This window comes from Kitasatospora sp. NPDC088351 (genome assembly GCF_040685575.1).
In the GTDB taxonomy this organism is placed as follows: Bacteria; Actinomycetota; Actinomycetes; order Streptomycetales; family Streptomycetaceae; genus Kitasatospora.
The window spans coordinates 168,431-193,248 of record NZ_JBFBIL010000001.1 but is presented as its reverse complement, the minus strand read 5'-3'; the positions used below and the strand labels follow the sequence as shown (position 1 = coordinate 193,248).

The following is a 24,818-nucleotide window of genomic DNA, read 5'->3' as shown; positions in this document are numbered from 1 at the left end:
GGACTACTTGGTTCTCAGCTCGGCAGCGCGGCGAGGTGACGCTTGATGCCGGAGTCGAGGCGGAGCTTGTCCGGGGTGCCTGGGAAGTCGCGGACCGCCTGCAGGAGCTCGCGCTCGGGCCGTCCCGTGATCTTGACGTCGATAACGTTCAGGAGCTCGTCCCACTTCTTCTGGGACAGCTGACGCTGCAGCTGGCTTGAGATCTCGGCGTCGGCGAACGCTTGGAGGGCGAGCGATGCCTGCTCCGGGTCGAAGCGGCTGATCAGGTCCAGGTAGATCTCGTTGGCCGCGAACGCCTCGCCGTGGCCGTTGGTGAGGAACACCGTTATCAGGGTTTTGACGTACTGTCGCGCGAGGCTGTCCGGAACCGCCCCGTGTTCTCCGACGAGTTCAGCGAGGCGTCGCGCCACTCGGGGCTCGTTGTAGAAGTTGTCCCGGGCGAGGTGCACGTTCAGCAGGTCTTCGACCGCCTCGGCCATCTCCGCGACCTTGATCTCGTCGGGCAGGTAACTTCCGCCCTGGACAAGGTCGATGAGTTGGCGGGCGAGGACGGCCTGGGCCTGGTCGGCGTTGGCCAGGAAGCGCGCGAGGCGGGTGCCAACCCAGAACCGGGTGTCCTCAGAGACGTAGGGCCAGAGCTTCGGCCAGAGGTCGCGGATGTTGTCGAGAGTGTGCGGCTCACCGCCGATGGTGGTGTAGACCCCGAAGAGTCCGATGGTCAGGGTGTCGGCCTGCTCCCCGGGGAGCCCCTTGAAGAAGACCGCTGTCTGCGCCAGGTAGTTGCTGTCCAGCCTGTCAGCCTGGACGTTGACCAGCAGCTTCTTGATCTCGGCGACGACGGTGTTGTGCGGGAGCGTGATCACCTCGCGGATGCACGTCTCCAGCCAGTCGGCGAGCTGGAGGCCCGTCAGCGAGACCTGGTTGGGGTGGGCCGCGCTGGCGTAGTTGCGCATGAACCGGATGTGGTCGACCTGGTGATAGCCGACGTCGCTGATGAGCCCGATTTCCCGAGCCCCGCTGAGGAGCTTCGCGTCGTCGAGCTTGACCAGGTCCTCGGCTGTCTTGAGCTCCTTGCGGCGGCTCTCGCTCTTCTCCGCGACGGCATAGAAGTACGAGATGTCGTAGCCGATCACGCGCTTCCGCAGCTCGATGACCGTCTCGTCCCAGAGGTAGTTGAGCGCCGCATCGAACAGCCCGACGGAGCCCGCCATGATCATCTTGGCTATGTAAGCCGACCGCGCCCGCTGTTCATCGTTCAGGCCGGCCAGGGCGTGCTCGGTGGTCGCCAGCAGGGCAAGCCGGTGGTTGAGGGCAACCAGGACGTCCTCGGTCGGCAACCCCAGGTCGTCGAGCCGGGTCAGGATCAGGTCCTGGAAGTCTCGGAGCCCGTCAAGGGCGTTTTGCGGCTCTCGTCGTACGACTTCTCCAGAAGCGCTGGCAGCTGGCAGCGACTCACTCTCTGTCATGCCGGAAGGGTAGGTCCAGGATGGCGTCGGCGTCGCCGGATTTCACCTGATTGTCAGTTGATCACACCTGGATTGGATCAACCTTCTTGTCCGGGTGGGCGGCGGCCACGTGATCTCGTGGCGGTCGCGCTGCAGATGCCGAAGACGCGCATGAGGCGAACCGGGTCGGCGGCTTCCTGGGCCTCGTCGTAGATCCAGTCCTGCCCGAGCTTGCCTGCGCTGATGCCGACCCGCTCGAACGGGTTCTTGATGACCCTTCGACCGTGCCTACTCGGTCGCTGGAGCTGATTCGTTGGCTGGGCGCTCGACGAGACCGCTGAAGAGGATTTCCGCGAGCCGCCGCGTCTTCCACTCCGGCCACTCTTCGACCTCGAAGTGGACCTCAGTCTCGCCGTCCTTCCAGCAGTTGTACTGGCCTACGGAGGCCCCCTGAGGGTGGTCGCACCCGGCCGGTTCCTTCTTCATGCCTGGAGCATCGCACAGCTGAGGTCTCGGGATGAGAGGTTCAACTGAACGTGCCCCGTGGCGTTCACGGGCTCTGGCAGGGGGCGTGGACGTGTCTGCCGTACGGGGGAACACACGCCGAGGCCGCCCTCAAACGAACGGCATCAGGCAAGCCCGCCGTGACAATCGCCGCTATGACATCGATGACGGCAACCTTCCACCAGGCCCTGCAAACTGCGCTGGCCAGCCGGGCGACGGTGAGCATCCGCAGGACCGTGGTCGAGATGCTCGAACGGGAGCCCTCCAAGACAGAGATCTCGGCAGCCTACAAGGCTGCCCGAATGATCGCCGAGGACGGGGACGCCATCCTCATCTCGCTACTTCCTGCCCAAGCTGGCGCCGATGCGTACGTGCCTGCGGCCAGGGGGCAGCGTGCGTCGAACTACCTGACCGTCGACGAGAAGATCATCAAGGACTTGCCCTGCCGCGTCAGGTTCGCCACGGAGAAGTGGGACACGATCATCGACGAAGGCATGCGGTCAACCCAGCAGATGATCGAAAGCGACCCGCTTCTGTCCGCGTTCCTGCCCGGCTGGAAGGCCGAACGGCGTGCTGAGAAGCGGGCTCGCCTCATGGCGGAGGCGGCAGGAGCCAGCTGACCAGAGTCGTCGTGAGCAGGGATTGTCGGGCCTGATGAGCAAAGCCAGCTGGTCTCAGTTTTGGTCTCATTCACCCCCGTCCGGCCAGGTTCAGCCGCCGCCCAGCGGTTCGCTCCGCTGCAGGTCAGGACGGGTGTGAACCCCGGCGGACGGCGTTCGGGAGAATTGGAAAGCGTGTTGGGGGCAACCCCTCACGAGTTCGAATCTCGTATCCTCCGCCTCTGCCCAACTGGGCAAACGAGGGCCCCGACCGCAACGCGGTCGGGGCCCTCGTCGTTCCGTGGTTGCAGTTTTGGTTGCAGTTGCCGGGATCCACCGGATGGGGCGGGTGCACGACCGCATTCGGCTGACAGCCCCTCTGACCGAGCCATCGCATTCGCGCCCGCTGGGCACCGCTCCTCTGGCAGGGCGCAATCCATGGCCGTGTCCGAAAAGACCCGCAAGATCATCTGGTGTGAAGCAGGCGGCAGGTGCGCGATCTGCCGGGCGCAGGTGGTGACACCCGGGACTGACTGCGACGACCCCTCGGTCTTCGGCGAGGAGGCCCACATAGTCGCCCGCTCGAAGGGCGGACCGAGAGCCGGCTTGCTGGACGACGCATCCATCGACAGCCATACGAACATGGTCCTGCTGTGTAGCAAGCATCACAAGCAAATCGATGACCAGCCAGGCCACTTCACGGCGGATCGACTGTGCGAGATCAAGGCCAAGCACGCCGCATGGATGCGCTCGCTCGGCGAGACAACGCCAGGCCGGCTGAAGTTGGTGCCCGACCCAGAGTTCCCCCAGCCTCGGATCCTGAAGCTGATCACCCGCGGCAACCCGCTGTGGAACATGATCAAGTCCAGCGTCACCTTCGAGTACGCGCTGCCAGACGGTCTCCCCGAGGAGGATGAAGACCTCATTCTGGAGTTCCTGGACGCGGTCCAGGACTACTGCGACATCGCAGCTGAGCTTCATAGTGTGCGCGAGAACCGCGACGCCGAGAAGGGGTTGCAGAGCTACCTGAGCAAGCTCGACGAGCGCAACTTCCTGGTGGGCGCCTTCGTACGCCACATGCTCTTGATCGATGGCTCCGGTCAGGAGGGCACGCCCTGGCCCATGCTCCGCGTTGAGGTCCAGCCAGCTTCGCACGCCACGATCACGGACGGGAGCGGCAGGCCGTATCCCGATGAGCCACCGAGTGCGGGAACGCCTGACGAGAAGCAGAGCGCATGACTGAGCGAACGATCTATCTTGACCCCGTCCCCGACCACGCCACCCGGATCCTCGCCGACCCCAACTGGCCCGCCCTCGCCACCGCCCTTGCCGACGCCAAGGCCCTGGGCCACCACCCCGGTCAGCTCCTCACCGAGGCCGCCGCACGGCGCGAACTCACAACCGCCCGCCTGCCCGCCAAGGTCCTCCTCGGCCGCATCCAGCACACCAGCCGCAACCCCGCACCCAACCCCGTCGCCGAAGCCGCGCGCCTCCGCTCGTCCGCCACAGCCGTGCTCGCCTCACAACCCACGATCACCGGCGCGACCTCACTGCCCACCGCACCTACCGGAACGGCGCCCCGCCCTACCCGCTGAACCCACGATGTCGCCGTTCACTGAGTGAACGGGCCCGCTGTTCACTCGGTGAACGGTGGCCGTGTTCACCAAGTGAACGGCGATTCTGGTTCAGAAACTGAACGACCGCGCCGTTCAGACTCTGAACGGCCGTCCTGTTCAGACACTGAACAGCGAAGCCCGGCCTGCCGAGTGCAACCGAGGCCGTGACCAACTTGAACGATGGTGACGTCCCCAGCACTTGACAGCCAGCCGAAGACGGAGGTCCAGCTTGCGGCAGTCGCCCTTGCACCCGCCTGTCACTCCGTGGTGGCCGACCAGCCGAAGCGGGAGAAGGCGGGGCCTCCGTCCCAGTAGGCGGCCAGGGCCTGCGTGGCGGTCGGGAAGGCGGGCTCGGGAAGACGGTTCGCGGTGACCCACTGGGCAGCCAGGTGCTTGTCCGGCTCGGTGTTGGTCAGTTCACCGGTCCACCTGTCGGCGGCGAAAACGAAGAGGACGAAGTGCCCGGCCTGGTCCCAGCCCTGCGCGACGTGGATGACGTGGACAAGGACGAGGTCGGCCGGGTCGACGAGCAGGCCGGTCTCCTCCTTGAGTTCTCGGGCCGCGGCCTCGTCGAGGGCCTCGCCGGGCTCGGCCTTGCCACCAGGGACGGTCCAGGACGGCTGCGGGGACCAGTTCCGGGCTCCGTAGAGCACGGCGGCGATCGTGTCGTTGTCCTTGTCGTGGACGATCACGCACACCGCGTTGCGGCTGTTCATCACGCTGGTGTTCGTCACGGTATCCACTCCTTGTCAGCGTGCCGGAGGATGTCAGTGGAACGCTCGGGTACTGGTCAACGCCCGAGCGCGAGGCGGTCGGCATCGGTGCGGGAGAAGACCAGGTCGGTCATGCGCTTCGGGATGTCGGCGCACCGGACGGGCGGCTTCGGCCGGCGCATGGCCAGGAGGTAGCTGGCCGCGTCGTAGTCGTTGGCGAGCGTGTACGTGTGGAAGCCGTGCCCGCGCAGGGCCTCGATGATGCCGACGGCGCTCTCGCCCTGTTTCGCCAGGAGTCCAGGGGTGACTTCCACGACGAATTCCACATCCTCGCGCAGGTGCGGGAGTGCTGGCATCAGTCCTCGGATCGCAGCCGCCTCGGCGCCTTCGACGTCGATCTTGATGATGCGGGCGCCGGCGAGTTCGGCCCGGCTGACCAGCTCGGCCAGGGGCGCGGTGGTTGTCTGGAAGGCCGTGTGGACGTGACGGGGACGCACGGCGATGGTGTGGCCGAGGTTCGCGGGGTCCTCCAGGTACAGGGTCAGCGTGCCGTGGGCGTCGGAGGCAGCCGCGCACACGGCCCGAATGTTGGTGCGGCGGTTGGCGGTGGCGGCTGCGGTCAGGTCGTCGTGGAACCGGGGGGAGGGCTCGATGGCGACGACGCGGCCCTGTGGGCCGACGGCGTGGGAGGCCAGGAGGCTGAAGGCCCCGCGGTGGGCCCCGACGTCGATGAAGGTGTCCCCGGGCCGGAGGCGGTCGCGCAGGAAGGCGCTCAGGTTCGGCTCCCACTCGCCGAAGAGGTACTGGTAGCGCTGGATGACGTCGCTGGTGGCGACGGTCACCAGGTCGCCGGAGATAAGCCGGACGGTGGTGTGGACCGGGTGGGTTCGCAGGTGCTCGTCGAGGAAGCGGCCGACGAGCTGCGCCTTGCCCACGGTTGTCGGTGCGTGGCGGACGTAGGCCCGCAGCGCGCGGGCGAGGAGGGCGGCGGACACGGAGCGGCTCCTTCGGGCGGTGGCAGGCCAATCGGGCTCGCGGGCGGGCCCGCGGTGGCAGACTGGCCGGTGAACGCCGTTGGTGGTGAGGAGAGTTGGCAGTGAGTGAGAGCGGTCCCGTCGTGTACCTGCTGGTGGGGCTCACCGGTTCGGGGAAGACCACCTATGCCCAGCGAGAGCTGGAGCCGCGCGGGGCGGTGCGGCTGTCGGTGGACGAGGTCGTCCACGAGCGGCACGGCCGGTACGGCGTCGACTACCCGGAGGACACCTACTTCGAGAAGGAGGCTCCGGTCGTCGCCGAGCTGCACGATCGGCTGGCCGAGCTGATCGCCGCGGGCCGGGACGTGGTGTGGGACCAGGGGTTGTGGCCGCGCAAGGACCGTGACGCGATCAAGGAGCTGGTGGAGTCGGCCGGCGGGCGGTGGCGGCTGCTGTACTTCCCGGTGGAGCGCGACGAGCTGCTTCGCAGGCTGGCCGAGCGCAACCAGCGGGGGGACGCGAACTCGCTGATCGTGACGCCGGAGGCGCTAGACGACTTCTTCGCCCGCTTCGAGGCTCCTCACGGAGAGGGCGAGGAGATCGTGGAGCCGGGCCGGTCCTGACGGGGCGGGCGCCAGGTGGTGGCGATCCGGGCGGCTTCGGCGGCCCAGCCGTCAGGCAGCCGGTCGAGGGTGACGTGGCGGAAGCCGAGGCGGGGGTCGGAGACGTCGATGCGCCCGTGGTGGCGGTCGACGTGCCGCAGGAGACGGGATGCCTCGCTGCGGACGGCGGGGCTCTGCTCGGTCCAGGTCCCGGAGGTGAAGCTCTCGACACGGCGCCGCAGGTCGCCCAGAACGCCCGAGCGCCACTTGAAGTGATGGACGCACGCGAGCGCGTGGGGGTCGGGTTTGCGGCCGGGGGCTCGGTGGTTCCCGGAGGCGACGGCGACGTCCGAGAGTGCGAGGACGATCTTTCGGGGGTCTCCGCGTAGGAGGTGGTGGGTGAGGTGTCCGCCGAGCGGGAAGGCGCGGTCGAGCCCGATCTCGGGGCGCCAGAGGGCGAGGCGGCCGTCGGAGGTGACCCGGTCGAGCATCAGCCCGCCGACCACCGCCCGGCCGTTCTCCTCGGCCGCCGTGGTGACCTCGCCGAGCGAAGCCGGGTAGGCGTGGAACTCGTCCGAGTCGGCGAGCAGGTGCCAGCCCGGCCCGGCCTGCTCGCGCAGCGCGTCGCGCAGTTCGGTGTTGGTGTGCTCGTGCCACGGACCGGTACTGACCTGTCCTGTGGGCAGGTCGAGTTCCCGGGCGGTGGCCAGCAGTTGGCGGCGCCAGGCGTCGGGTACGTGGTCGGGGAAGTGGAAGGCCAGGTGGAAGGACTCGATGCCGAGCCGGCGGTAGTGGGCAGTCCAGGCGGTCAGCAGGGCCGGCTCGACCGGTCCGATCACCGCGACCAGGGCGGCGGGTGCGGGCGTCATCGGCGCTCCTTGGTCAGGCTGGTGTAGAGGTCGGTGAGGAAGGCGGCCTGCTCGGCCGCCGGGTGCATGTCCAGCGCCCGCGGTGCCTGCGGCCCCGGCCGCCTGGGCGGCTCGCAGGAGAGCCGGTCCAGGGCGTCGGCCAAGGCGTCCGGGTCACCGGCCGGGTAGAGCCGGGCCCAGGGCTGGCCGCCGAGCCGTTCGGTCAGGTCCGGGTCGTGGTCGGAGACGATCAGCGGGACGCCGAGCCGGGCGGTGTCCATGACCAGGCCGGATTCCTTGCCCACCCCGGGTTTGCGGGCGACGAGCGCGGCGTCGGCCGCGGCGTACACCAGCCGCAGTACTTGGTCTTCGACCGGGCCGGGCACGGTGTGGAGCGTCACTTGCGGCAGTTGGTGCCAGCGGGCGAGCACGTTCTCGTCCAGCGGGCTGCCGCACACCAGGACGTGCAGGGGCTTGGTGAGGTGCGCGAGGGCGGCGTCGATGGTGGTGATGTCCTTGTAGGGCCACCAGCCGCCGACCAGGCAGACCGCCGTCGCGTCGGTCGGGATGGTGAAGGCGGCGCGCGCGCCGTCGCGCTCGGCATCGGTCAGGCGTCGGCCGTCGTCGACCGCGAACGGTCGCACCTGGCCGCGGAGGCGCGGGAACGCCCCCTGGAGCTGGTTGCGGACGGAGCTGGTCGGGTAGAGCGTGACCACTCGTTCCGCGCCTCGGCGGGCGAGTCGGCCCAGTAGCCGGGTGGGGAGGTCTTCGCTGGTGACCAGTTCGTGGATGAACCGCAGGTGCGGGGTGCCGCCGAGGAGGGCCGCAGTGCCGTGCAGGGCCTCGCTCGCGCTGAGGATCACCACGGCGGCCGGCTGCGGTACGAGGCGCCGGGCGGTACGAAGGCAGGCTGCCTCGGTCAGGCACCGGGCAAGCAGAGTGACCTGGTGCGGCAGGCGACGCAGCGCTACCGGCCATCGTCGCGAGCCGAAGGCCCGCTTTCCAGCGGTCGCCACGCATGCTGCGGCTCGCGCTCCGGCCAACAGAACCTTCGCCGCCGTACCCACCGGTCCGGCGGTGATGCAGGCCCCGGATCGCAGCAGCGCACCGGGCCCGTCGGCGATCCCCTCCGGGGTGATGACCACGGCGCCCGGGCGGGCGGCGGCGAGGGCGGTCAGTGTGCGCTGGTGGTGCCCGCCGCCTCGGTGGGCGTTCGGCTCGATCAGGACCAGCGGGCCGGGGCGGTTGCTCATCCGGCGACCGCCTGTTCGCCGTGCAGCGTGATGAAGTGCCGGTGCAGCCACGACGGGTCGTTGAGCGCCTCGAAGCGCTCGGGGTCGCGGGCCGCGGCATGGGCGAACTCGATCCCGTCGCGGGCGCCGGCGGACGCGTAGTCGGCGAAGTCGCCGTCCTTGCCGGCCTTCCAGGCGTCGATGCGCTCCTGGGCGGAGGCATCGGTCATGCCGTACTCGCTGCCGCGCGCGAGCATCGCGCACTCGCGGAAGCCCGCCTTCCAGGCGTGAAACGGGGTCTGGTTGAAGAGCGTGATCCCGGCCGTGTGCCGGCTGAACTCGACCCGGCCGGGCAGCGCGGCGAGCACGTCGACGGCCTGGCCCATCTCCCGCAGCGCGCTGGTGCGGATGAGCTTGAGTCCGCCGTAGCCGTAGGTCAGGCCGTTGACCGGGTTCACGGCCCGCCAGACCCGCATCGACACCCCCGCGGCCAGCGGCTCCACCGAGCTGGTGAGGAACTCGGGGTCGATCGCGAAGTCGCCGTCGGCGAGGAAGAACTGGTCGGTGTCGACCAGCTCGGCGGTGAGGCGGTAGGCGCGGCGCATCCCGCGCACCCCGTGCAGGCGCTTGACGCTGCCGCCCAGTACTCGGGCCAGGCGGGTGTGCAGGGAGTCGGCCAGCGGCTCGTCGTAGGAGAGCTGGACCGCGTCGAAGCCGGTCACTTGATCGCCTCCAGGTAGCGGGCGGCAACCGCGTCGGGCGTGAGGTCGGTGGTGGAGACGTACGCGCGCTCGGCCTGCAGCAGGTAGAACTCAGGGTCGGTGGCGAGGCGTTCGGCAATCCGGACCGCCTGGTCGTCGTCGTCGAAGAGCAGCTCGGGGTCGAGGTGCTCGGCCAGCCAGCCGGTGCGCGGGCCGATCACGGGCAGGCCCATCGCCTGGCAGTCGACGACCGACATGGACCAGGGGCAGCCGGGCCGGAAGGGCGCGATGCCGAAGTGGGCTCCGGCGAGCAGGTTGCGGTAGCGGATGCGGTCCCCGCAGTCGGTTGCGATGTCGACGCCGTCCACGGCGGCGAGTTCCTCCAGGTTCCGCTCAGGGCTGGGATCCAGGCGGACGCGCTCGGCGCTGCGGGTGCCGAACAGGTCCATCACGGTGAGCCGTACCGGGGCTTTGGCGACGAGGTGGCGGGCGAGCCGGGTGAAGCGCGAGGTGCCGTAGTGGGCGTACAGGCGGTGGTTGTAGATGCCGACAGCGGCGCCCGCGGGGGCGGTGAAGTCGGCCGGCTCCCGCACCAGGCGCACGTCCCTGGGGGCGGGGACCACGTGCAGCTTCTCGGCGAGTTCGACACCGGTGCGGGTGGCGACGGCGGCGGTCCACGAGGCGGCCGTGCCGGAGTGGACCAGGACGCGGTCACAGACGGCGAGGCCGGCGGAGAAGGCCAGGAGCACGCTGCGGCCGAGCCCGCCGTCGTCCATCGCGGGGTCCAGCGCCAGCTGCCCGGTGTCGGTGAAGGAGAACGGCAGGTAGTGGCAGTAGCCAGCGATCAGCGCGTCCACTCGGGCTTCCAGGAGCGCCGCGCGAATGGCAGGAGCGGCCTCGATCTGGTTGGCCACCACCACGTCGGGCCGGTGGCGGCGGAACAGCCGCACCAGGGCGCCCACGCCCGGGTTGAAGCGGGCCCGGTACTTGGTCGACGGCGAGGCGGTCCGCACGAACTGCACGCGGTCGTCGCCGGCCGGGACGGGAGAGGCCAACGTGACCTCGATCCCGGCATCGACCAGGGCCGGGGTCAGCATGTCGGCGAAGGTGTAGCCGGAATCGGCGGTCAGCTGGCTGGAGTTGGAGACGTTGAGCAGGTAAAGCAGGCGCATCGCTTGGGCCCTCCCTCTCTGGGCCGGGGGTCGACCCGGGCCGGTAAAAGAAGGAAACTGGCGACCGGGGCCGTGACAGAATGATGAATCCAGATCACTCACGGTTCATTCATCTCATCCAGCAGCCAGGGCGGGGGCACTGATGGACGCGCGAGGCGATGCCCCGACGGTCGAGCAGGCCGCGGAGGCCTTCGCGGCGGAGGTCTCCTACTGGCGTGAGGTCCGGGGGCTGCCCAAGCGGGAACTGGCCCGCCAGATGGGCTTCGACCCGTCGTACGTGAGCCACATGGAGTCCGGCCGGCACAAGCCGACCGAGGACTTCGCCCGCCGGGCCGAGGAGATCCTCAACGCGGGCAAGGCCATCTGGAAGCGCTGGCTGGAGTACGAGGCCGCCAAGTCCCGCACGGCGCCGTCCCCGTCCCCACCGGCACCGCGGCGGCCCGAGCAGCCGTACGCGACGGGCTCGGCGATCGTCGTGGCCCACGACGGAGCCCGCCTGGACTACGACGGCACCCACTACCGGCTCACGATGCGTCGCCTGTTGCGGAACACCGGCAGCGAGCCGATCACCCGCTACCTGATCCGCATCAGCGTCGACCGCTACCCCGGCGAGCCCGAACGTTCCAACGCCCACTACCGCCAACACCCGTTGACCTGGGAAGAACTCGCGCTCACCGCTACCTGCCGCGGGGAAGCGATGCGCTGGCAGGCCAAGCACGACCGCGACGCGTTCAAGGAGATATGGCTGCTCTTCGAGAACGAGCACGGCCGCTTCCCGCTCTACCCGGGCGAGGAGGTCTGGATCGAGTACGCCTACTCGGTAGGCGAGGAGAAGTGGGGCCGCTGGTTCCAGCGCGCGGTCCGCCTGCCCACCGAACACCTCGAAGTCGAACTCGCCTTCCCCGCCGACCTCAACCCGGCCGTGTGGGGCATGGAGACGTCCATGACCGCCGAAGCGGCACCGCTTCGAACCGCCCCGATCCGGCGCGAGGAGGGCGACATGCGCGTCTTCTCCTGGAGCACCTCCACACCGGACCTCCACGCCCGGTACCGTCTCGAATGGCGATTCCGGGCCCGACCCGAACGCGACACGATCCAAGGGGAGTTCAGGTGATCCAGGTGCGGCCCAGCGAGCAGATGCGTGACCTCGGCGTCGTCCAGGAGGGCGCGCCCATCCTCGCCGAGCCCGCCCGCCCGTTCGACCTGCCGGCCGAGCGCGAGGCCGCCGAGCAGGTCATCGAGAAGCTGTTCATCGCGATGGAGCGCATCGGCCAAGTCCACCCTTTCGCCAAGGGCATGGGTATCGCCGCACCGCAGATCGGCATCGGCCGCGCCGCTGCCATCGTCCAACCTGCTGCCCCGGACGCTCCGGCGATCGTCCTGCTGAACCCGCGGATCACCGACCGCTCCGACGAGGCTGACGAGCAGTTCGAGGGCTGCCTGTCCTTCTTCGATGTCCGCGGCATGGTGCCCCGCCCACTGCGGATCACCGTGGAGACCACCACCCTGGACGGCCAGCTGGCCACCACCACCTACGAGCGCGGACTCGCCCGCCTGATCCACCACGAGATCGACCACCTCGACGGCCTGCTCTACACCGCCCGCATGCGGACCGGCATCGAGCCCATCCCTGTCGAGCAGTACAGGCAGACCGGCCAGGCATGGGGCTACGACCAGTGATCCCGCCCCAGCCAACCCTGGACGATCACCATGTGGAGGCTTCTGCGTTGACTTCAGAGCCCAACGTCTTGGATGGGGTCGACACGCCTTCGGGCCCCCAAGGCGTAGTCCTGATGGAGGCGGTCTGGGAACACTTCCGCAAGAAGGGGACCTGGCCCTATTGGCACGATCTCAAACGCCCGTTGAAACGCGCCCATGTTGACCCCCGTCTCGCTTTGGAGCAGCTGAGCGAGCAACTCGTCATCACGCCAGCCCGCAGACGCCCTTCGGTGAAGAACTGGCCCGAGGGTGAGGTCCGGTTGTCTGTTGCATCTGTGTCCCAAATGCACAGATCCGAGGAGTACTTGCGGTCGCTGTTCGGTCTGATCGACTTGCTTGCCGAAGTGCAGCAAAGTCAGGCAATGGTGCACGGACAAGCCGTCGAGGTCTCGACCAGCGACCTGCACTATCTGCGGCAGACCAAGTCTTCGAAAGAGGGAGACTCACTGTCCTTTGCTGCAATCCCCCTAGCCTACGGCGAACCGTGGTGTGCCGGTGGAAGCCCTGCAAATGGCTGGGCCGGCACCGAGACGACGATTGTGGTCGACCACCGCGTACAGCGATTCGCCGGGGTGAGCGACATCCACGATTATTGGAGGCGCCGGAGGGAGGCGATCGAAGCGTCGATGGTGTCTCAGCCACAGACACCCGAGGCCGCTCCCACGCTCGGCGCGATACACCCAGTCATCGCCGCCGCTTCATCGCAGCTCTACCGCGACGGCCACTTCACCGATGCCGTACTGAGAGCGTTCAAGGCCGTGGAGCACCGAGTCCAGGAAGCCACTGGAAGCAGCGAGATCGGCCAACGGCTCATGAACAACACCTTCGGCGGCACCAATCCTCGACTGGATGTAGCCGACAGTTCAGGACCATCGTCGGCGGGCGAGCGAGACGGCCACAAAATGCTGTTCATGGGCGCGATGGTTGGAATTCGCAATGTGCTGGCGCATGGGGACCATCGGGTCGATGATGCAGATGAAGCACGTGATGCCATCGCGTTCGCAAGCCTCCTCATGCGTCGTATCGACCGCGCCGCAGCACGACTCCGGACATGACGAGGGCCCTGCAGCTACGTGATTCCAGCTGAACGAGTTGGCGACCTTGATCAGCTCCTGGGCCGATGGATGCGAAGGAACTTCGGGCTCACCCGCCCATGACAGCGAAGCGAATGTCCACAACACTGGACATGAACGTTCAGAGAGCGCCAGCCACCATCATCGCTCCAACAATCGCGCGAGCCAGCTGCGACGGTACCTACGCTCGCGCTCACGCCCCTCCGCCTCTGTCTGAGCAAGCTGGTAGAGCTCGGTCTCACGGCGATCGCCTGAATTCCACCCATCAGGGATGGATTTCAGGACATTCTCACGCAGCCTCGCCCCCAAGTCTGCAGCACCATTCTCGCCGCAGGCACGGTGGAATCGCAGGAGCGACTCCTTTGGAGCATGCAAAACGAGCACGGGAACCACATCTCGAACCCATTGCATGGCAGGGGATGGATTCAACAGATGCACCAGCCTCAGGGGCTCATGGACTCTGGCGCCAGCGAAGTCGGTGAGCGGCTGTTCCTCGCCCTTGGATGGTTCCAGGTTCCTGGTGAAGTAGAAAACGGCGACTGGGTCGTGCGATCGGGCCGTCGAGGCCAGGAGCCGCTGCCCGTCGAGCTTGCGCCCCTTGTTGAGGAACATCTCATAGAGCCCAAATAACAACGTGATGTCACTACTCGTCGCGAGCCGCTCCATCAACTGATCCGCCTGCTCATCCTGGTCATAGTCACGCCAGTCGACGAGCACCTGATAGAGCTCGTCCACGCCAACTTCCTCTGCCTGATCCCACAGGAGGAGTTCGGCGTCGGTAGCGTTTGACAGATCCGCCATGGCGCGGGCATCGCGCTCCTGCAACCGCAAGAGCGCCTCGGCTTTCCGAATCTCTTCCTCGATCTCCACAACACGGCGCTTAGCAGCATCGCGTTGCTCAGTGAGCGCCCGTACTTCGTCCCGGGCGTGGACGCTGAGAGCGGCGAGGGCGTCCTCCGCTGCCTGGCGTTTGCGACGTTCTGCCACAAGCTCCTCGCGGAGTGCACCGAGCTGCTGATTGGTGCGGAGGCGCTGATGCTCGATCTCCTCCCGCGCGCCAGCAAGTTCGAACTCGCGCGCCTGCAGCGGGTTCCGGGTCCGGACCACGTCATACATCAGTTTCCGGGTCTGAACGACTTCCTCATGCGAGACCTCACCGCCCTCCTGATCGGCGACCACCTGGTGGATCCGCGCCGCAAGCTCTCGACGCGGGACGTCACGGCCGTTCAGATACTTCGAGAGCCGAGTCTTGTCCACACGCAGCCTGTGGGCCAGTTCCTCGGAGCTGAGGCTAGTCCGATCGCGCAGATCCCTCAGCCGCTGGGCACAGCGCCGCTCCGGCTCGGACAGCCGCTCGTCGAGTTCTGCGAGACCACGCCGTGTCGGAAGCTGGTGCGTCATTCTCCAGTGCCCCTTTTAGGTTGCGAGCCAAGCAAGGTGCGGCCGTGTGACGCAAGGTGCGGTTGCGACCTGACGCACCCATGCCCCTACCGATTGTGATTGGACCCTACCGAACCAGTCGCATCTCGGAGGTTCACATGGCTCTGTCCCGTCCGCCCCGCCCGTTCCTCGACATCCGCATCGGCGGGACGCGGCTAACCATGCAGCGCTGTCCTCGTCGGCTGCTCATACTGGTGGGATCCGCTGCCGGCGCCCTGAGCGGTGTGCTCGCGCTGCACCGGTAGGCGAGCAATCAATGCGGGCTGAGCAACGACTTTGGTCTCAATTCTGGTCTCGTTCACCCCCGTCCAGCCGCCGCCCAGCAGTTCACTCCGGGGCAGGTCAGGACGGGTGTGAACCCTGGCGGACGGCGCCGAGGAGAATTGGAAAGCGTGTTGGGGGCAACCCCTCACGAGTTCGAATCTCGTATCCTCCGCCGGCAGAAGGCCCGGACCGCACAGCGGTCCGGGCCTTCGTCGTCAGCGGGTCGCCGCTGCCGCGAGTAGTGCGTCGGCGGCTCGCAACCGGCGGTCACTCTCCCGAGTCGGCGATCCGGTAGCCGACCGTGGGCGTGGTGGCGATCACAGGTGGTTCGCCGAGCTTGCGTCGGAGTCTGCCGATGGTCACCGCGACGGTGTTGGTGAACGGGTCGGCGTGCTCGTCCCACACCTGCTCCAGCAGGACCTCCGCACTGAGGAATGCGGGGCTGGCCTGCAGCAGGGCGGCGAGGACCTCGAACTCCTTGACCGAGAGGTCGAGCCGTCGCCCGTCCCGCGTGGCGGCGCGGCGGACGGGGTCGAGTTCGATGCCGGCCGCGCGGAGCACTCGGGCGCGGGCGTAGGGCCGCCGGCGGGCCAGGGCACGCAGCCGGAGAACGAGTTCGGGGAAGTGGAAGGGTTTGACCAGGTAGTCGTCGGCCCCCAGGCTCAGGCCGCCGACGCGGTCACCGGGCGAGTCGGCGGCGGTAAGCATCAGCACCATCGGCCTCTCGTCCCGGTCGGTGACCATCTGGCAGAGCGCGTCGCCGTGGATGCCTGGCAGGTCGCGGTCCAGCACGATCGCCTCATACGCGGCGGTGTCCAGTTTGGCGGCGGCCTCCAGACCGTCATAGGCGACGTCCACCGCCATGCCCTGGTCGCGCAGGCCCTCGGCCACGAGGTCAGCGAGCACCCGCGCGTCCTCGACCACCAACACCCTCATGCCGTGGCCTCCTGGTTGCCGCCGGCCTGCGGCAGGGTGACGGTGGCCCGCAGACCGCCCCCGGAGCGGGCATGCAGCTCCAGCGTGCCACCGTGCGCCTCGGCGACCGCCGCGACGATGGCGAGCCCGAGACCCGATCCGTCGCTGCCGCGGGTTCGCTCCGCGCCGATCCGGCGGAACGGGCGGACGAGCTGTGCCGCCTCGTCCTGCGTCAGCGCCAGTCCGCCGTTGTCCACGACCAGGTGCACGAGCGCGTCGCTATCGGCGTGGACGGCGACGCGTAGCCAGCCGTCGGGCTCGTTGTGCTGCGCCGCGTTGTCGACCAGGTTCTGCACCAGTCGGCGCAGCAGGGTCCGGCTGCCGTACACGCGAACGGCGGAGCCGCTCTCGTGGGTTGCCGTCAGACCGCGGCGAGCGATGGCGTCGGCCCGCTCGTCGAGGGCTTCGGCGGCGAGCTCGTCCAATCGGACGGTCTCGGAACCCGGCAGCACGCCGTGCTGGGCGCGGGCCAGGGTCAGCAGGCCGTCCAGCAGCCGGTCGACCTGGTCGAGCTCAGCGCGGACCCGGCCCGCCAGCATCCGCGTCTGCTCGGGGAGGGGGCCCGGCTTGGCGAGCGTCACGTCCACTGCCGCCCGCATGGTGGCCAGCGGGGTACGCAGTTCGTGGGAGGCGTCGGCGACGAATCGCCGCTGGGCCGTGAACGCGCCCTCCAGGCGCGCCAGCAGCCCGTCGATGGTGTCGCCGAGGTTCCTCAGTTCGTCGCGCGGGCCCTGGACGGCGAGCCGCTCGTGCAGGCTGTCGGCGGAGATCCGGCGGGTGGCGGCGGTCATCGCGCGCAGCGGGTGCAGCACCCGCCCGGCGGCATACCAGCCGAGCACGACCGAGACCAGGCCCATCACTGTCAGGCCGACAGCCAAGCCGAGGAGCAGTTGGTGCATCTGCTGGATGTGGGCCTCGGTGAGTTGGTGCTCAAGGCTGGCGATCCGCTCCTGGGCGCCAGGCGGGACGGGCCCGGTCCCGTTGTCCGGGGCAGGCGCGACGTCCACCGAGCCGCCCGCGATCAGCCCGACCACCGCCAGCGTCGTGGCACCCGAGGCCACGAAGAGGGTGGAGTACAGGGTGGTGAACTGCCAACGGACGCTGCTGCGGCGCAGCACCGATGGCGTGAGCAAACCCTGGTCCACCGTCATCGGTCCTCTCTCCCCCGCCACCCGGCTGCCTGATCAGGCTAGGGGAGGTGCCCTAACAGCGGCATGACAGCGCCCGTTCCGCCCGTGTCACGCAGGCGCACGCAACGTGGTGCCCGGAGTCGAAGACCGAGGGAGAGGACAGGCGGCCGCGATGAGGGACGACGTCGGGATCGAGATGGCGGGCCTGCGGAAACGCTTCGGGGCGACGCAGGCACTGGACGGGATGACGTTCGCGGTCCGGCCCGGTCGGGTGACCGGGTTCGTGGGTCCGAACGGCGCGGGCAAGTCCACCACAATGCGGGTGGTGCTGGGTCTGGACGCACCCGACGCGGGCCGCGCACTGGTCGGCGGCCGGCCGTACCGGAGCCTGCGCAGTCCGTTGACGCGGCTGGGCTCGTTGCTGGACGCCGGAGCGCTGCAGCCCAGCCGGACCGCCCGTAACCACCTGCTGTGGCTGGCGCATTCACAGGGCCTGCCGGCGCGCCGGGTGGATCAGGTGCTGGAGCAGGTGGGGCTGGCCGACGCGGCACGGCGCCGGGCGGGCGGCTTCTCGTTGGGCATGCGTCAGCGGCTCGGCATCGCGGCGGCGCTGCTCGGCGACCCGCCCGCGCTGATGTTGGACGAACCGTTCAACGGCCTGGACCCGGAGGGTATCCGGTGGATCCGCGGCCTGCTCACCTCGCTGGCGGTCGAGGGCCGCGCGGTACTGGTCTCCAGCCACCTGATGGGCGAGCTGGAGGACGTCGCGGACCACTTGGTGGTGGTCGGGCGCGGCCGGGTCGTGGCCGACACCGGTGTGCGCGAGCTGCTGGCTGGGGTCGCGGCCGGCCGGGTGATGCTGCGCACCTCCGAACCGCTCGCTGCCGCCGAGGTGTTGTCGCACACCGGCGCCACCGTGCAGGTGACCGGACCCGGGACCCTCGGCATCACCGGGCTGCCAGGCGAGGCGATCGTTGCACGCCTCACCGCGGCGGCGGTGCCGTTCGCCGAAGTGGCCACCCACCGCGCGACGCTGGAGGAGGCCTATCTCACGCTCACCGGGGATGCCGTCCAGTACCGGAGTGCCGACTCTGCGGCGGGGGTGGAGCGATGAGGGCGCTGCACGCCGAGTGGACCAAGTTCCGCACCGTGCGCGGCTGGGTGCTGGGCTCCGTCGGCGCGATGCTGGCGTCCGTGCTGTTCCTGCTGGTCGGCACGGCCTCGTCGAACCAGCACCCACAGGGCGTGACAGCGCTCCCGGTCGGCCCCGGCGGCGAGGCGGTCAACGACAGCTTCTACTTCGTGCACCGGGCGCTGACCGGCGACGGCAGCATCACAGTCCTGGTGACAGCGCTGACTGGCGTACTGGCTGATCCGGCGGGTGGGCCGGGCGGAAGCACGTCCGGCGTCACCCCGTGGTCCAAGGCCGGGATCCTGGTCAAGGAGAGTCTCGACCAGGGTTCACCCTACGCGGCGATGATGGTCACCGGCGCGCATGGGGTGCGGATGCAGAACGACTTCACGCACGACCGCGCGGGCCTGGCCGGAAGCCCCTCGACCACCGAGCCGCGCTGGCTGCGGCTCGTCCGGACGGGCAGGACAGTCATCGGCCTCGACTCATCCGACGGCGTGCGTTGGGCCGAGGTCGGCACCGCGCGGCTCCCCGAGCCGGCGACAACGGTGCAGGTGGGGCTGTTCGTCGCCGCCCCGGCGGCGGTACAGGCGAGTGGTGGCGGCAGCAGCAGTCCGGCCACGGCCACGGGAGACTTCCGTCGCGTAACGCTCAGCGGCGCCTGGGGGCAGGCGGCCGGAGGCTGGCAGGGCGGGCAGGTGGGCGGCGACGCCGGGACCTCGGGCAGCTACGCGCCCGGCACCGTCGGCGGCTGGACGGCGACGACCGGCGAGGGCTTCACCGTCACCGGCGCGGGCGACATCGCCCCCGTGGTCGGCGGGCCGGCGCTCGGACCGGCATTCACCGTGGAGACCTTCCTCGTCGGCACGTTCGTGGGCTTGATCGTACTGACAGTGGTGGCCGTGCAGTTCGTCACCACCGAGTACCGCCGCGGGCTGCTCGGACAGACCCTCGCGGCGACACCGCACCGCAGCAGGACACTCGCCGCAAAGGCCACGGTGGTCGCGACGGTCGCCTTCGCCGTCGGTGCGGCAGCCGCCACCATGAGCATCCCGCTCGGTGAACTGCGGGCGCACGCCACCCACTTCGCCGTGCTCACCGTACCCACAGCGGTCCAGGCGCGCGCGGTACTCGGCACGGGGCTGCTGCTGGCCGCGACGGCGGTCCTGTCGCTGGCCCTCGGTGTGGTGCTGCGGCGCAGCGCCACAGCGATCACCGCGGTGGTGGCCGCGACGGTGTTCCCGTACCTACTCGCCTCTGGTGGCATGCTTCCGAGCGGCCCGGCCGAGTGGGTGCTCCGGCTCACCCCGGCGGCGGGCTTCGCCGTCCAGCAGACCCTGCCGCGCCACGACCAGGTGCTCAGCGTCTACGCTCCCTCGTCGGGTTACTTCCCGCTCTCCCCCTGGGGAGGCCTCGCCGTGCTCGGTGCCTGGAGCGTGCTCGCTCTCGCGGCGGCAGCCGTGCTGCTGCGCCGGAGGGACGCATGAGTGGCGTCGACACCATCGGGTTCCGCCGGGCCTGCCGCGCCGAGTGGACGAAGCTCCGCACCGAGGCCGGACACGGCTGGCTGCTGCTCGGCCTGGTTCTCGTCACGGTCGGCGTCGGCGCGGCTGTGTCCGCGGGCGTCCCGTGCCCGGCGTCGGGCTGCGGTCAGGACCAGGTGCGACTCAGCCTGGCCGGGGTGTCGGTGAGCCAGGTGCTCGCCGCTGTCACGGCCGTCCTGCTCGTGGGCGGCGAGTACGGCACCGGCCTGATCCGCACCACGCTTGTGGCACTGCCCAGGCGCGGCACGGTGCTGGCAGCGAAAGCCACCGTGCTCAGCGGAACGGTCCTCGCAGTCGGAAGCGTCGCCGTGCTCGCCTCCATCCTCGCGGGACACCTGCTCCTGCCGGGCGCCGGATACACGCCTGCCCACGGCTACACCCAGCTCTCCCTCGCCGACGGGCCGACCCTGCGCGCGGCAGCCGGCTCGGTGCTCTACCTGGTCCTAGTGGGCCTGCTCACCCTCGGCGTCGCCGTCGCGGTTCGGGACGCGGCGGTCGCGGCGGGCGTCGTGTTGGCGCTGCTCTACCTCTTCCCGCTGCTCAGCCATGTCGTCACCGAGCCGCACCTGCAGCGGCTGCTGGCACGGCTCGGCCCGATGCCGGCGGGCCTCGCGATCCAGGCGACGACGAACCTGAGCCATCTCCCCATCGGCCCCTGGGCGGGCCTCGGCGTTCTGGCCCTCTGGGCGGCGACCGCGCTGTTCCTCGGGGGCACGATCCTGCGGCTGCGGGACGCGTGAATCCACACGCGCGGCGCCGGCCCGGACGCTTCTCGTGCCCGGGCCGACCTCGTCACGGTGGTGAAGTTGCCGCCCGTGGTCTCAGCTCTGGTCTCATTCACCGCAGTCCAGCGAGGTTCAGAGCCTGGGCAGCGCCCCGCTTCACCCCAGGTCAGAACGGGTACGGACCCCGGCGGACAGGGTTCGGGAGAATTGGAAAGCGTGTTGGGGGCAACCCCTCACGAGTTCGAATCTCGTATCCTCCGCCTTGATCGAAGGCCCGGGCTGTTCACCAGTCCGGGCCTTCGTCGTTCCCGGCTGGCTGTTGTCTGCCGGCTTCGCGCACGCAGTTGACTCTTCCACGACACCGGCGCCCACGGCGACGACCTGCCTCAGGGCCCCCGCCGGCAGGCGGGCACTCCGTGCTTCCATGGATGTGTGGTCTTGTATGTCGGCACCTCGGGCTGGCAGTACGACGACTGGCGTGGCGTCCTGTACGCGCCGGGGATGCCGCGGCGGTTCTGGCTGGAGGAGTACGCCCAGCGGTTCGCCACGGTGGAGAACAACAACGCCTTCTACCGCCTGCCCGCGGCGGAGACCTTCGCCACCTGGCGGGAGCGAACCCCGGAGGGGTTCGTGATGGCGGTCAAGGCAAGCCGCTTTCTCACGCACATCAAGCGCCTGCACGACCCGCAGGAGCCGGTGCAGCGGCTGCTGTCGGCCGCCGAAGGGCTGGGCTCGCGGCTCGGACCGGTCCTCCTCCAGCTCCCGCCTACCCTGCGGGCGGACGTCGGCCTCCTCGACAGTTGCCTGGGCTGCTTCCCGGCCGGGGTGAGGGTGGCCGTCGAACCCCGGCACGATTCATGGTGGGTGCCGGAGATCCGGGCGGTGCTCGAACGGCGCGGCGCCGCCCTCTGCTGGGCGGACCGGCAGGCACGCCCGGTCACACCGCTGTGGCGGACCGCCTACTGGGGCTACCTGCGCTTCCACGCCGGCCCGGCGCAGCCGCCGCCCCGGTACGGTCGGCAGTCGCTGGCCACCTGGGTGGCCAGGGTCGCCGAGGCCTGGTCGGATGAGGCCGACGTGTACGCGTACTTCAACAACGACCTCGGCGGTGCGGCTCCCCTGGACGCCGTCGCCTTCGCCCGAGCGGCCGCCAGGGCCGGCCGGACGGTGAGCCGCACGCCACAGCACCTGGCGGTGAGGCAGGCATGATCCGCAGTCGACTGATCGTCTCCGGTGAAGTCCAGGGCGTGTATTTCCGTGACACCTGCCGGAGGGTGGCACGGGAGCACGGCGTGGCCGGCTGGGTACGCAACCTCCCCGACGGAACGGTCGAGGCCGTGTTCGAGGGCGAGGCCACGGCCGTCGAACGGCTGGTCACGTGGGCACGGCATGGCCCGTACGCGGCCGTGGTGGACCGAGTCCGCGTCCACGAGGAGGAACCCGAGGGGCTCGTGGGCTTCGAGATCCGCCCGACGCCCTGGGGCGGATAGGCAGAGCTCGTGTCCCTGGATGGTGCGACTGCGGTTGCCGTCCTGAGGACGAGCGTGTCGGAAAGTCGATCCGCGACAGAGCCGTTCTTCTTACAGACCCGTCCGGGAGGCGAGTGCGGCGGTGATGATCCTGAGGGCGGGGCGGTACTTCACGGTGGCGGCCAGACGGCTGAGCTCGGCGTAGGCATCCTCGTCGCCGAGCTGGGTCAGGGCGTGCACGGCGGCGCCGGCCGTCTTGGGTGATCGCGGGCCGATGCCGGGGAGGCGTATCAGGGCCGCTTCCACCAGTTGGCCCAAGGCCGCCGCGGACTGCGGATGGGCCTGTGTGAGAGCCAGTAGCGCCGCAAGGCCCTGTAGCGCGCGAGTGTTGAAGGGGTCGAGTTCGAACTCGGCGGTACCGGCGCCGTGGTGGGATTTCACAGGCGCGGTACGGGGCTCACCCACCGGGGCAAGCCAGGAGGTGATCGCCCTGCGGGCGCGGTCAGGTCCCACGTCCGCCAACAGTCCGCGTCCAAGGCGCTGCCACGTGCCGGTGGGGCGGGAGCCCTTGGCGGTCAGCGCGTGGGCGACCAGCGCATGCCACGCGGGTTCGGCCCCGGTCAGATCGGCGATCACGCGCTCGGCCCACGGCTCGCCGGGGTTGAGCACGGGCTCCACGATCCTCGCGGCGAGGGTACGGAGTTCACCGGGTGTCTCGGACGTCAGCGCGGTTCTGCGGACGGTGGCGACCACCGGATCGGGCAGTGCCCGCCCCGCCGCCTGCTCCACCTCGACCAGGCAGGTCAGCCGCCAGCCCTCCCACAGCGTCATCTTCGCCGCCGCCTGGGCCATCAGCGGCTCTTGCCAGGCGGCCAGTTGCTCGACAGGCAGCCCGTGCGCCACCAGGGTGACCAGCGAGGCGAGGTCCCGGCAGCGACCCGGGTGGTGAACGGCCGTCTCCTCCAGCCCATCGGTCATCCGTCGCAGTAGCAGGACCCGGGTGGAGGCGGGCATCTCCCGCAGCAGGCTGATCAGTTGGCCACCGTCGAACGTCCAGTCACCGTCGATGTCAGCACACAGCTGGTAGAGGTTCCTGTCCAGGCCGGTCACATCGCCGGCGTTCGCAAGCTGTCGGATCCTGGCCAGACGAGCAACCTGCTCGTTCTCCTGCAACACCGGCTACCTCTCCGCAGAACCCAGCTCGCCTTGACGACACACGACACTAGGCGAGGCCACCGACAGCGCGGCTGGCACCACCTCTGACCGGCGCAGATGACCTCGGCTACCGTCCTGCCCGCAGGACGAGGAGGCCGCCGGATCCGGCGCGAGGCGCGACACCCCGGGTCGTGCCGCACGGGGCTTGCGGTGGTTGCGGTTCGGGTTGTATTCACCCCGTTCGACGAGGTCCGGCCCATGGTCACCGTCGGACAGCCGGGACTTTCCTCGGGGCTCCACGTCCGGCTGGAGGAGCAGGCGAGTGTCCGGGATCACAGGGTGGCTCGTTGGGTGGGCGAAATGCCTTGGCCGCCGGAATGGTTGGCACCTGTACGCATTCCTGAACGCGTGCGTATCGTCCGGCACCCATGAGGAGCACCTCCGTGACCGTCACTGCGTCCTCCGCCTCCCGCGCGGCCGAGATCCTGTCCCGGCCGGTCGCGCTGAACGGGCTGACCGTCCCGAACCGCATCGTGATGGCTCCGATGACGCGCATGTTCTCCCCGGGCGGCGTCCCCGGTGAGGACGTGCGGTCGTACTACGCCCGTCGGGCGGCCGCCGGTGTGGGCCTGATCGTCACCGAGGGGACCTACGTCGGCCACGAGTCGGCCGGGCAGAGTGACCGGGTGCCGCGGTTCCACGGTGCGGAGCAGCTGGCGGGGTGGGCGAAGGTCGCCGAGGCCGTTCACGCGGCGGGCGGGGCGATCGTGCCGCAGTTGTGGCACATCGGCATGGTGCGCAAGCAGGGCGATCCGCCCTACGCCGACGCCCCCGCCGTCGGCCCCTCCGGCATCCGTGTCGACGGCACCGAGGGCACCGGCAGGGCGATGACCCGGCGCGACCTGGACGAGGTGACAGGCGCCTTCGCCGAGGCCGCCGCGGCCGCGGAGCGCATCGGCTTCGACGGTGTCGAACTGCACGGCGCCCACGGCTACCTCCTCGACCAGTTCCTGTGGGCGGGGACGAACCGCCGTACCGACGCCTACGGCGGCGGCCCCGTGGCCCGTACGAAGTTCGCGGCCGAGATCGTGGCCGCGGTCCGCGAGAGCGTCTCCCCCGAGTTCCCGGTGCTCTTCCGCTACTCGCAGTGGAAGCAGGAGGCCTACGACGCGAGGCTCGCCGAGACCCCGGAGGAGCTGGAGGCGATCCTGGCCCCGCTCGCGGCGGCCGGCGTCGACGCTTTCCACGCCTCCACCCGCCGCTACTGGCTGCCGGAGTTCGAGGGCTCGGATCTGAACCTGGCGGGCTGGACCAGGAAGCTCACCGGCAGGCCCACCATCACCGTCGGCTCGGTCGGCCTCGACGGGGACTTCGTCCGTGCCTTCATGGGCGAGGGCGCGCCGGTCCGGGGCATCGACAACCTCCTCGACCGCCTGGAGCGCGACGAGTTCGACCTGGTCGCCGTCGGCCGCGCTCTGCTCCAGGACCCGGAGTGGGCGGCGAAGGTCCTGGGGGGCCGGTTCGAGGAGCTGGAGCCGTACGACGCCGAGGCGCTGAAGACGCTGAGCTAGGGAGCCGGCGCGGGCCGCCACCCACATCGCTACGGGCGCGTCCCTCACGAGTTCGAACCCCGTGCCCTCCACACCCCGTCCGCCAGGGCGACTCCGAGGTCCCGACCACACAGTGGTCGGGACCTCCGGCGTTCTCGACAGCCGCCCGGGTAGCCCTGTGCCTGACCGGCCGCGGCAGCCCGGTTCTGGTTGTACCGCCCCCGCGGACGGTTCCG

At 69.6% G+C, this 24,818-nt stretch carries 24 protein-coding genes and 1 pseudogene; 13 read left to right on the top strand and 12 right to left on the bottom strand.

Annotation, left to right across the window (positions count from 1 at the left end):
* Window positions 1-14: 14 nt before the first annotated feature.
* A complete protein-coding gene (locus AB0P06_RS00830) occupies window positions 15-1,466 on the bottom strand; it encodes a hypothetical protein (RefSeq protein ID WP_363604013.1) in 1,452 nt (483 codons plus the stop codon).
* A gap of 267 nt (window positions 1,467-1,733) precedes the next feature.
* Window positions 1,734-1,931 carry a hypothetical protein gene (locus tag AB0P06_RS00825; protein ID WP_363604011.1) on the bottom strand — a complete coding sequence of 66 codons (198 nt, stop codon included), beginning with the start codon at window positions 1,929-1,931 and terminating at the stop codon, window positions 1,734-1,736.
* Window positions 1,932-2,104: 173 nt separating this feature from the next.
* Here AB0P06_RS00825 and AB0P06_RS00820 point away from each other — a divergent pair, with 173 nt between their 5' ends.
* From AB0P06_RS00820 to AB0P06_RS00810, 3 genes and pseudogenes are all read left to right on the top strand, one after another.
* Window positions 2,105-2,569, top strand: coding sequence for a hypothetical protein (locus AB0P06_RS00820; RefSeq protein ID WP_363604010.1), 465 nt, complete (start codon window positions 2,105-2,107; stop codon window positions 2,567-2,569).
* A 417-nt stretch (window positions 2,570-2,986) separates the two neighbouring features.
* Window positions 2,987-3,787 carry an HNH endonuclease signature motif containing protein gene (locus AB0P06_RS00815; protein WP_363604008.1) on the top strand — a complete coding sequence of 267 codons (801 nt, stop codon included), beginning with the start codon at window positions 2,987-2,989 and terminating at the stop codon, window positions 3,785-3,787.
* 26 nt (window positions 3,788-3,813) lie between these two features.
* Window positions 3,814-4,143, top strand: a pseudogene (locus tag AB0P06_RS00810) (mobilization protein); the annotation flags it as partial.
* Between the two features lie 278 nt (window positions 4,144-4,421).
* Here AB0P06_RS00810 and AB0P06_RS00805 read toward each other — a convergent pair.
* Together AB0P06_RS00805 and AB0P06_RS00800 are read right to left on the bottom strand one after the other, a co-directional pair.
* Window positions 4,422-4,898, bottom strand: a complete 477-nt coding sequence (locus AB0P06_RS00805) for an NUDIX hydrolase (RefSeq protein ID WP_363604007.1) — start codon at window positions 4,896-4,898, stop codon at window positions 4,422-4,424.
* Between the two features lie 56 nt (window positions 4,899-4,954).
* Entirely contained in the window at window positions 4,955-5,872 is a 918-nt protein-coding gene (locus AB0P06_RS00800) for an FkbM family methyltransferase (RefSeq protein WP_363604005.1), read from the bottom strand.
* Window positions 5,873-5,973: 101 nt separating this feature from the next.
* Here AB0P06_RS00800 and AB0P06_RS00795 point away from each other — a divergent pair, with 101 nt between their 5' ends.
* Window positions 5,974-6,474, top strand: a complete 501-nt coding sequence (locus tag AB0P06_RS00795) for an ATP-binding protein (RefSeq protein WP_363604004.1) — start codon at window positions 5,974-5,976, stop codon at window positions 6,472-6,474.
* Here AB0P06_RS00795 and AB0P06_RS00790 read toward each other — a convergent pair.
* The 4 genes from AB0P06_RS00790 to AB0P06_RS00775 are packed head-to-tail and all read right to left on the bottom strand — an operon-like array spanning window position 6,432 to window position 10,406.
* A complete protein-coding gene (locus tag AB0P06_RS00790) occupies window positions 6,432-7,322 on the bottom strand; it encodes a glycosyltransferase family 2 protein (RefSeq protein ID WP_363604002.1) in 891 nt (296 codons plus the stop codon). The two genes, AB0P06_RS00795 and AB0P06_RS00790, sit on opposite strands and share 43 nt — an antisense overlap.
* On the bottom strand, window positions 7,319-8,554 hold the full coding sequence (locus AB0P06_RS00785; protein WP_363604000.1) for a glycosyltransferase: 1,236 nt from the start codon (window positions 8,552-8,554) through the stop codon (window positions 7,319-7,321). Before AB0P06_RS00785 ends, AB0P06_RS00790 begins: the two co-directional genes overlap by 4 nt.
* Complete coding sequence (locus AB0P06_RS00780; protein WP_363603999.1) at window positions 8,551-9,255, bottom strand: hypothetical protein; 705 nt, start codon at window positions 9,253-9,255, stop codon at window positions 8,551-8,553. Before AB0P06_RS00780 ends, AB0P06_RS00785 begins: the two co-directional genes overlap by 4 nt.
* The gene (locus AB0P06_RS00775) at window positions 9,252-10,406 is read right to left on the bottom strand and encodes a glycosyltransferase family 4 protein (RefSeq protein ID WP_363603998.1); all 1,155 of its coding nucleotides are present in this window, start codon (window positions 10,404-10,406) and stop codon (window positions 9,252-9,254) included. The genes AB0P06_RS00780 and AB0P06_RS00775 overlap by 4 nt, the downstream gene beginning before the upstream one ends.
* 142 nt (window positions 10,407-10,548) lie before the next feature.
* Between AB0P06_RS00775 and AB0P06_RS00770 the strand changes: the two genes are divergently transcribed.
* From AB0P06_RS00770 to AB0P06_RS00760, 3 genes are all read left to right on the top strand, one after another.
* Window positions 10,549-11,520 carry a helix-turn-helix transcriptional regulator gene (locus AB0P06_RS00770; protein ID WP_363603997.1) on the top strand — a complete coding sequence of 324 codons (972 nt, stop codon included), beginning with the start codon at window positions 10,549-10,551 and terminating at the stop codon, window positions 11,518-11,520.
* On the top strand, window positions 11,517-12,086 hold the full coding sequence (locus tag AB0P06_RS00765) for a peptide deformylase (RefSeq protein WP_363603995.1): 570 nt from the start codon (window positions 11,517-11,519) through the stop codon (window positions 12,084-12,086). Before AB0P06_RS00770 ends, AB0P06_RS00765 begins: the two co-directional genes overlap by 4 nt.
* Window positions 12,087-12,199: 113 nt before the next feature.
* Window positions 12,200-13,180 (top strand): TIGR02391 family protein, encoded by a 981-nt coding sequence (locus tag AB0P06_RS00760; RefSeq protein WP_363603993.1) that lies wholly within the window; start codon window positions 12,200-12,202, stop codon window positions 13,178-13,180.
* A 159-nt stretch (window positions 13,181-13,339) separates the two neighbouring features.
* Here AB0P06_RS00760 and AB0P06_RS00755 read toward each other — a convergent pair whose 3' ends face one another.
* The 3 genes from AB0P06_RS00755 to AB0P06_RS00745 all read right to left on the bottom strand — a co-directional run bounded on the left by AB0P06_RS00755 (window position 13,340) and on the right by AB0P06_RS00745 (window position 17,028).
* On the bottom strand, window positions 13,340-14,599 hold the full coding sequence (locus AB0P06_RS00755) for a helix-turn-helix domain-containing protein (RefSeq protein WP_363603992.1): 1,260 nt from the start codon (window positions 14,597-14,599) through the stop codon (window positions 13,340-13,342).
* 570 nt (window positions 14,600-15,169) lie between these two features.
* Window positions 15,170-15,838, bottom strand: coding sequence for a response regulator transcription factor (locus tag AB0P06_RS00750; RefSeq protein WP_363603991.1), 669 nt, complete (start codon window positions 15,836-15,838; stop codon window positions 15,170-15,172).
* Complete coding sequence (locus AB0P06_RS00745) at window positions 15,835-17,028, bottom strand: HAMP domain-containing sensor histidine kinase (RefSeq protein WP_363603989.1); 1,194 nt, start codon at window positions 17,026-17,028, stop codon at window positions 15,835-15,837. The genes AB0P06_RS00750 and AB0P06_RS00745 overlap by 4 nt, the downstream gene beginning before the upstream one ends.
* A 151-nt stretch (window positions 17,029-17,179) precedes the next feature.
* On the opposite strand from AB0P06_RS00745, the gene AB0P06_RS00740 reads away from it, so the two are divergent.
* From AB0P06_RS00740 to AB0P06_RS00720, 5 genes are all read left to right on the top strand, one after another.
* Window positions 17,180-18,121, top strand: coding sequence for an ATP-binding cassette domain-containing protein (locus tag AB0P06_RS00740; protein WP_363603987.1), 942 nt, complete (start codon window positions 17,180-17,182; stop codon window positions 18,119-18,121).
* Window positions 18,118-19,626, top strand: coding sequence for a hypothetical protein (locus tag AB0P06_RS00735; protein WP_363603986.1), 1,509 nt, complete (start codon window positions 18,118-18,120; stop codon window positions 19,624-19,626). Before AB0P06_RS00740 ends, AB0P06_RS00735 begins: the two co-directional genes overlap by 4 nt.
* The gene (locus AB0P06_RS00730) at window positions 19,623-20,423 is read left to right on the top strand and encodes an ABC transporter permease (RefSeq protein WP_363603985.1); all 801 of its coding nucleotides are present in this window, start codon (window positions 19,623-19,625) and stop codon (window positions 20,421-20,423) included. Before AB0P06_RS00735 ends, AB0P06_RS00730 begins: the two co-directional genes overlap by 4 nt.
* A 417-nt stretch (window positions 20,424-20,840) precedes the next feature.
* Window positions 20,841-21,617, top strand: coding sequence for a DUF72 domain-containing protein (locus tag AB0P06_RS00725; RefSeq protein WP_363603984.1), 777 nt, complete (start codon window positions 20,841-20,843; stop codon window positions 21,615-21,617).
* A complete protein-coding gene (locus AB0P06_RS00720; RefSeq protein WP_363603983.1) occupies window positions 21,614-21,898 on the top strand; it encodes an acylphosphatase in 285 nt (94 codons plus the stop codon). Before AB0P06_RS00725 ends, AB0P06_RS00720 begins: the two co-directional genes overlap by 4 nt.
* A gap of 90 nt (window positions 21,899-21,988) precedes the next feature.
* Here AB0P06_RS00720 and AB0P06_RS00715 read toward each other — a convergent pair whose 3' ends face one another.
* Window positions 21,989-23,053: a hypothetical protein gene (locus AB0P06_RS00715; RefSeq protein WP_363603981.1), complete on the bottom strand. Its 1,065-nt coding sequence runs from the start codon at window positions 23,051-23,053 to the stop codon at window positions 21,989-21,991.
* 422 nt (window positions 23,054-23,475) lie between these two features.
* On the opposite strand from AB0P06_RS00715, the gene AB0P06_RS00710 reads away from it, so the two are divergent.
* Window positions 23,476-24,603, top strand: a complete 1,128-nt coding sequence (locus AB0P06_RS00710) for an NADH:flavin oxidoreductase (protein ID WP_363603979.1) — start codon at window positions 23,476-23,478, stop codon at window positions 24,601-24,603.
* Window positions 24,604-24,818: the final 215 nt, after the last annotated feature.

What these genes read in the sequence shown, in the direction of transcription:
- AB0P06_RS00820 (WP_363604010.1), top strand. Translation starts at nt 2,105, where the DNA reads ATGACATCGATGACGGCAACCTTCCACCAGGCCCTGCAAACTGCGCTG.
- AB0P06_RS00785 (WP_363604000.1), bottom strand. Translation starts at nt 8,554, where the DNA reads ATGAGCAACCGCCCCGGCCCGCTGGTCCTGATCGAGCCGAACGCCCAC.
- AB0P06_RS00775 (WP_363603998.1), bottom strand. Translation starts at nt 10,406, where the DNA reads ATGCGCCTGCTTTACCTGCTCAACGTCTCCAACTCCAGCCAGCTGACC.
- AB0P06_RS00745 (WP_363603989.1), bottom strand. Translation starts at nt 17,028, where the DNA reads ATGACGGTGGACCAGGGTTTGCTCACGCCATCGGTGCTGCGCCGCAGC.
- AB0P06_RS00815 (WP_363604008.1), top strand. Translation starts at nt 2,987, where the DNA reads ATGGCCGTGTCCGAAAAGACCCGCAAGATCATCTGGTGTGAAGCAGGC.
- AB0P06_RS00790 (WP_363604002.1), bottom strand. Translation starts at nt 7,322, where the DNA reads ATGACGCCCGCACCCGCCGCCCTGGTCGCGGTGATCGGACCGGTCGAG.
- AB0P06_RS00735 (WP_363603986.1), top strand. Translation starts at nt 18,118, where the DNA reads ATGAGGGCGCTGCACGCCGAGTGGACCAAGTTCCGCACCGTGCGCGGC.
- AB0P06_RS00830 (WP_363604013.1), bottom strand. Translation starts at nt 1,466, where the DNA reads ATGACAGAGAGTGAGTCGCTGCCAGCTGCCAGCGCTTCTGGAGAAGTC.
- AB0P06_RS00760 (WP_363603993.1), top strand. Translation starts at nt 12,200, where the DNA reads ATGGAGGCGGTCTGGGAACACTTCCGCAAGAAGGGGACCTGGCCCTAT.
- AB0P06_RS00755 (WP_363603992.1), bottom strand. Translation starts at nt 14,599, where the DNA reads ATGACGCACCAGCTTCCGACACGGCGTGGTCTCGCAGAACTCGACGAG.
- AB0P06_RS00750 (WP_363603991.1), bottom strand. Translation starts at nt 15,838, where the DNA reads ATGAGGGTGTTGGTGGTCGAGGACGCGCGGGTGCTCGCTGACCTCGTG.
- AB0P06_RS00740 (WP_363603987.1), top strand. Translation starts at nt 17,180, where the DNA reads ATGAGGGACGACGTCGGGATCGAGATGGCGGGCCTGCGGAAACGCTTC.
- AB0P06_RS00720 (WP_363603983.1), top strand. Translation starts at nt 21,614, where the DNA reads ATGATCCGCAGTCGACTGATCGTCTCCGGTGAAGTCCAGGGCGTGTAT.
- AB0P06_RS00825 (WP_363604011.1), bottom strand. Translation starts at nt 1,931, where the DNA reads ATGAAGAAGGAACCGGCCGGGTGCGACCACCCTCAGGGGGCCTCCGTA.
- AB0P06_RS00730 (WP_363603985.1), top strand. Translation starts at nt 19,623, where the DNA reads ATGAGTGGCGTCGACACCATCGGGTTCCGCCGGGCCTGCCGCGCCGAG.
- AB0P06_RS00770 (WP_363603997.1), top strand. Translation starts at nt 10,549, where the DNA reads ATGGACGCGCGAGGCGATGCCCCGACGGTCGAGCAGGCCGCGGAGGCC.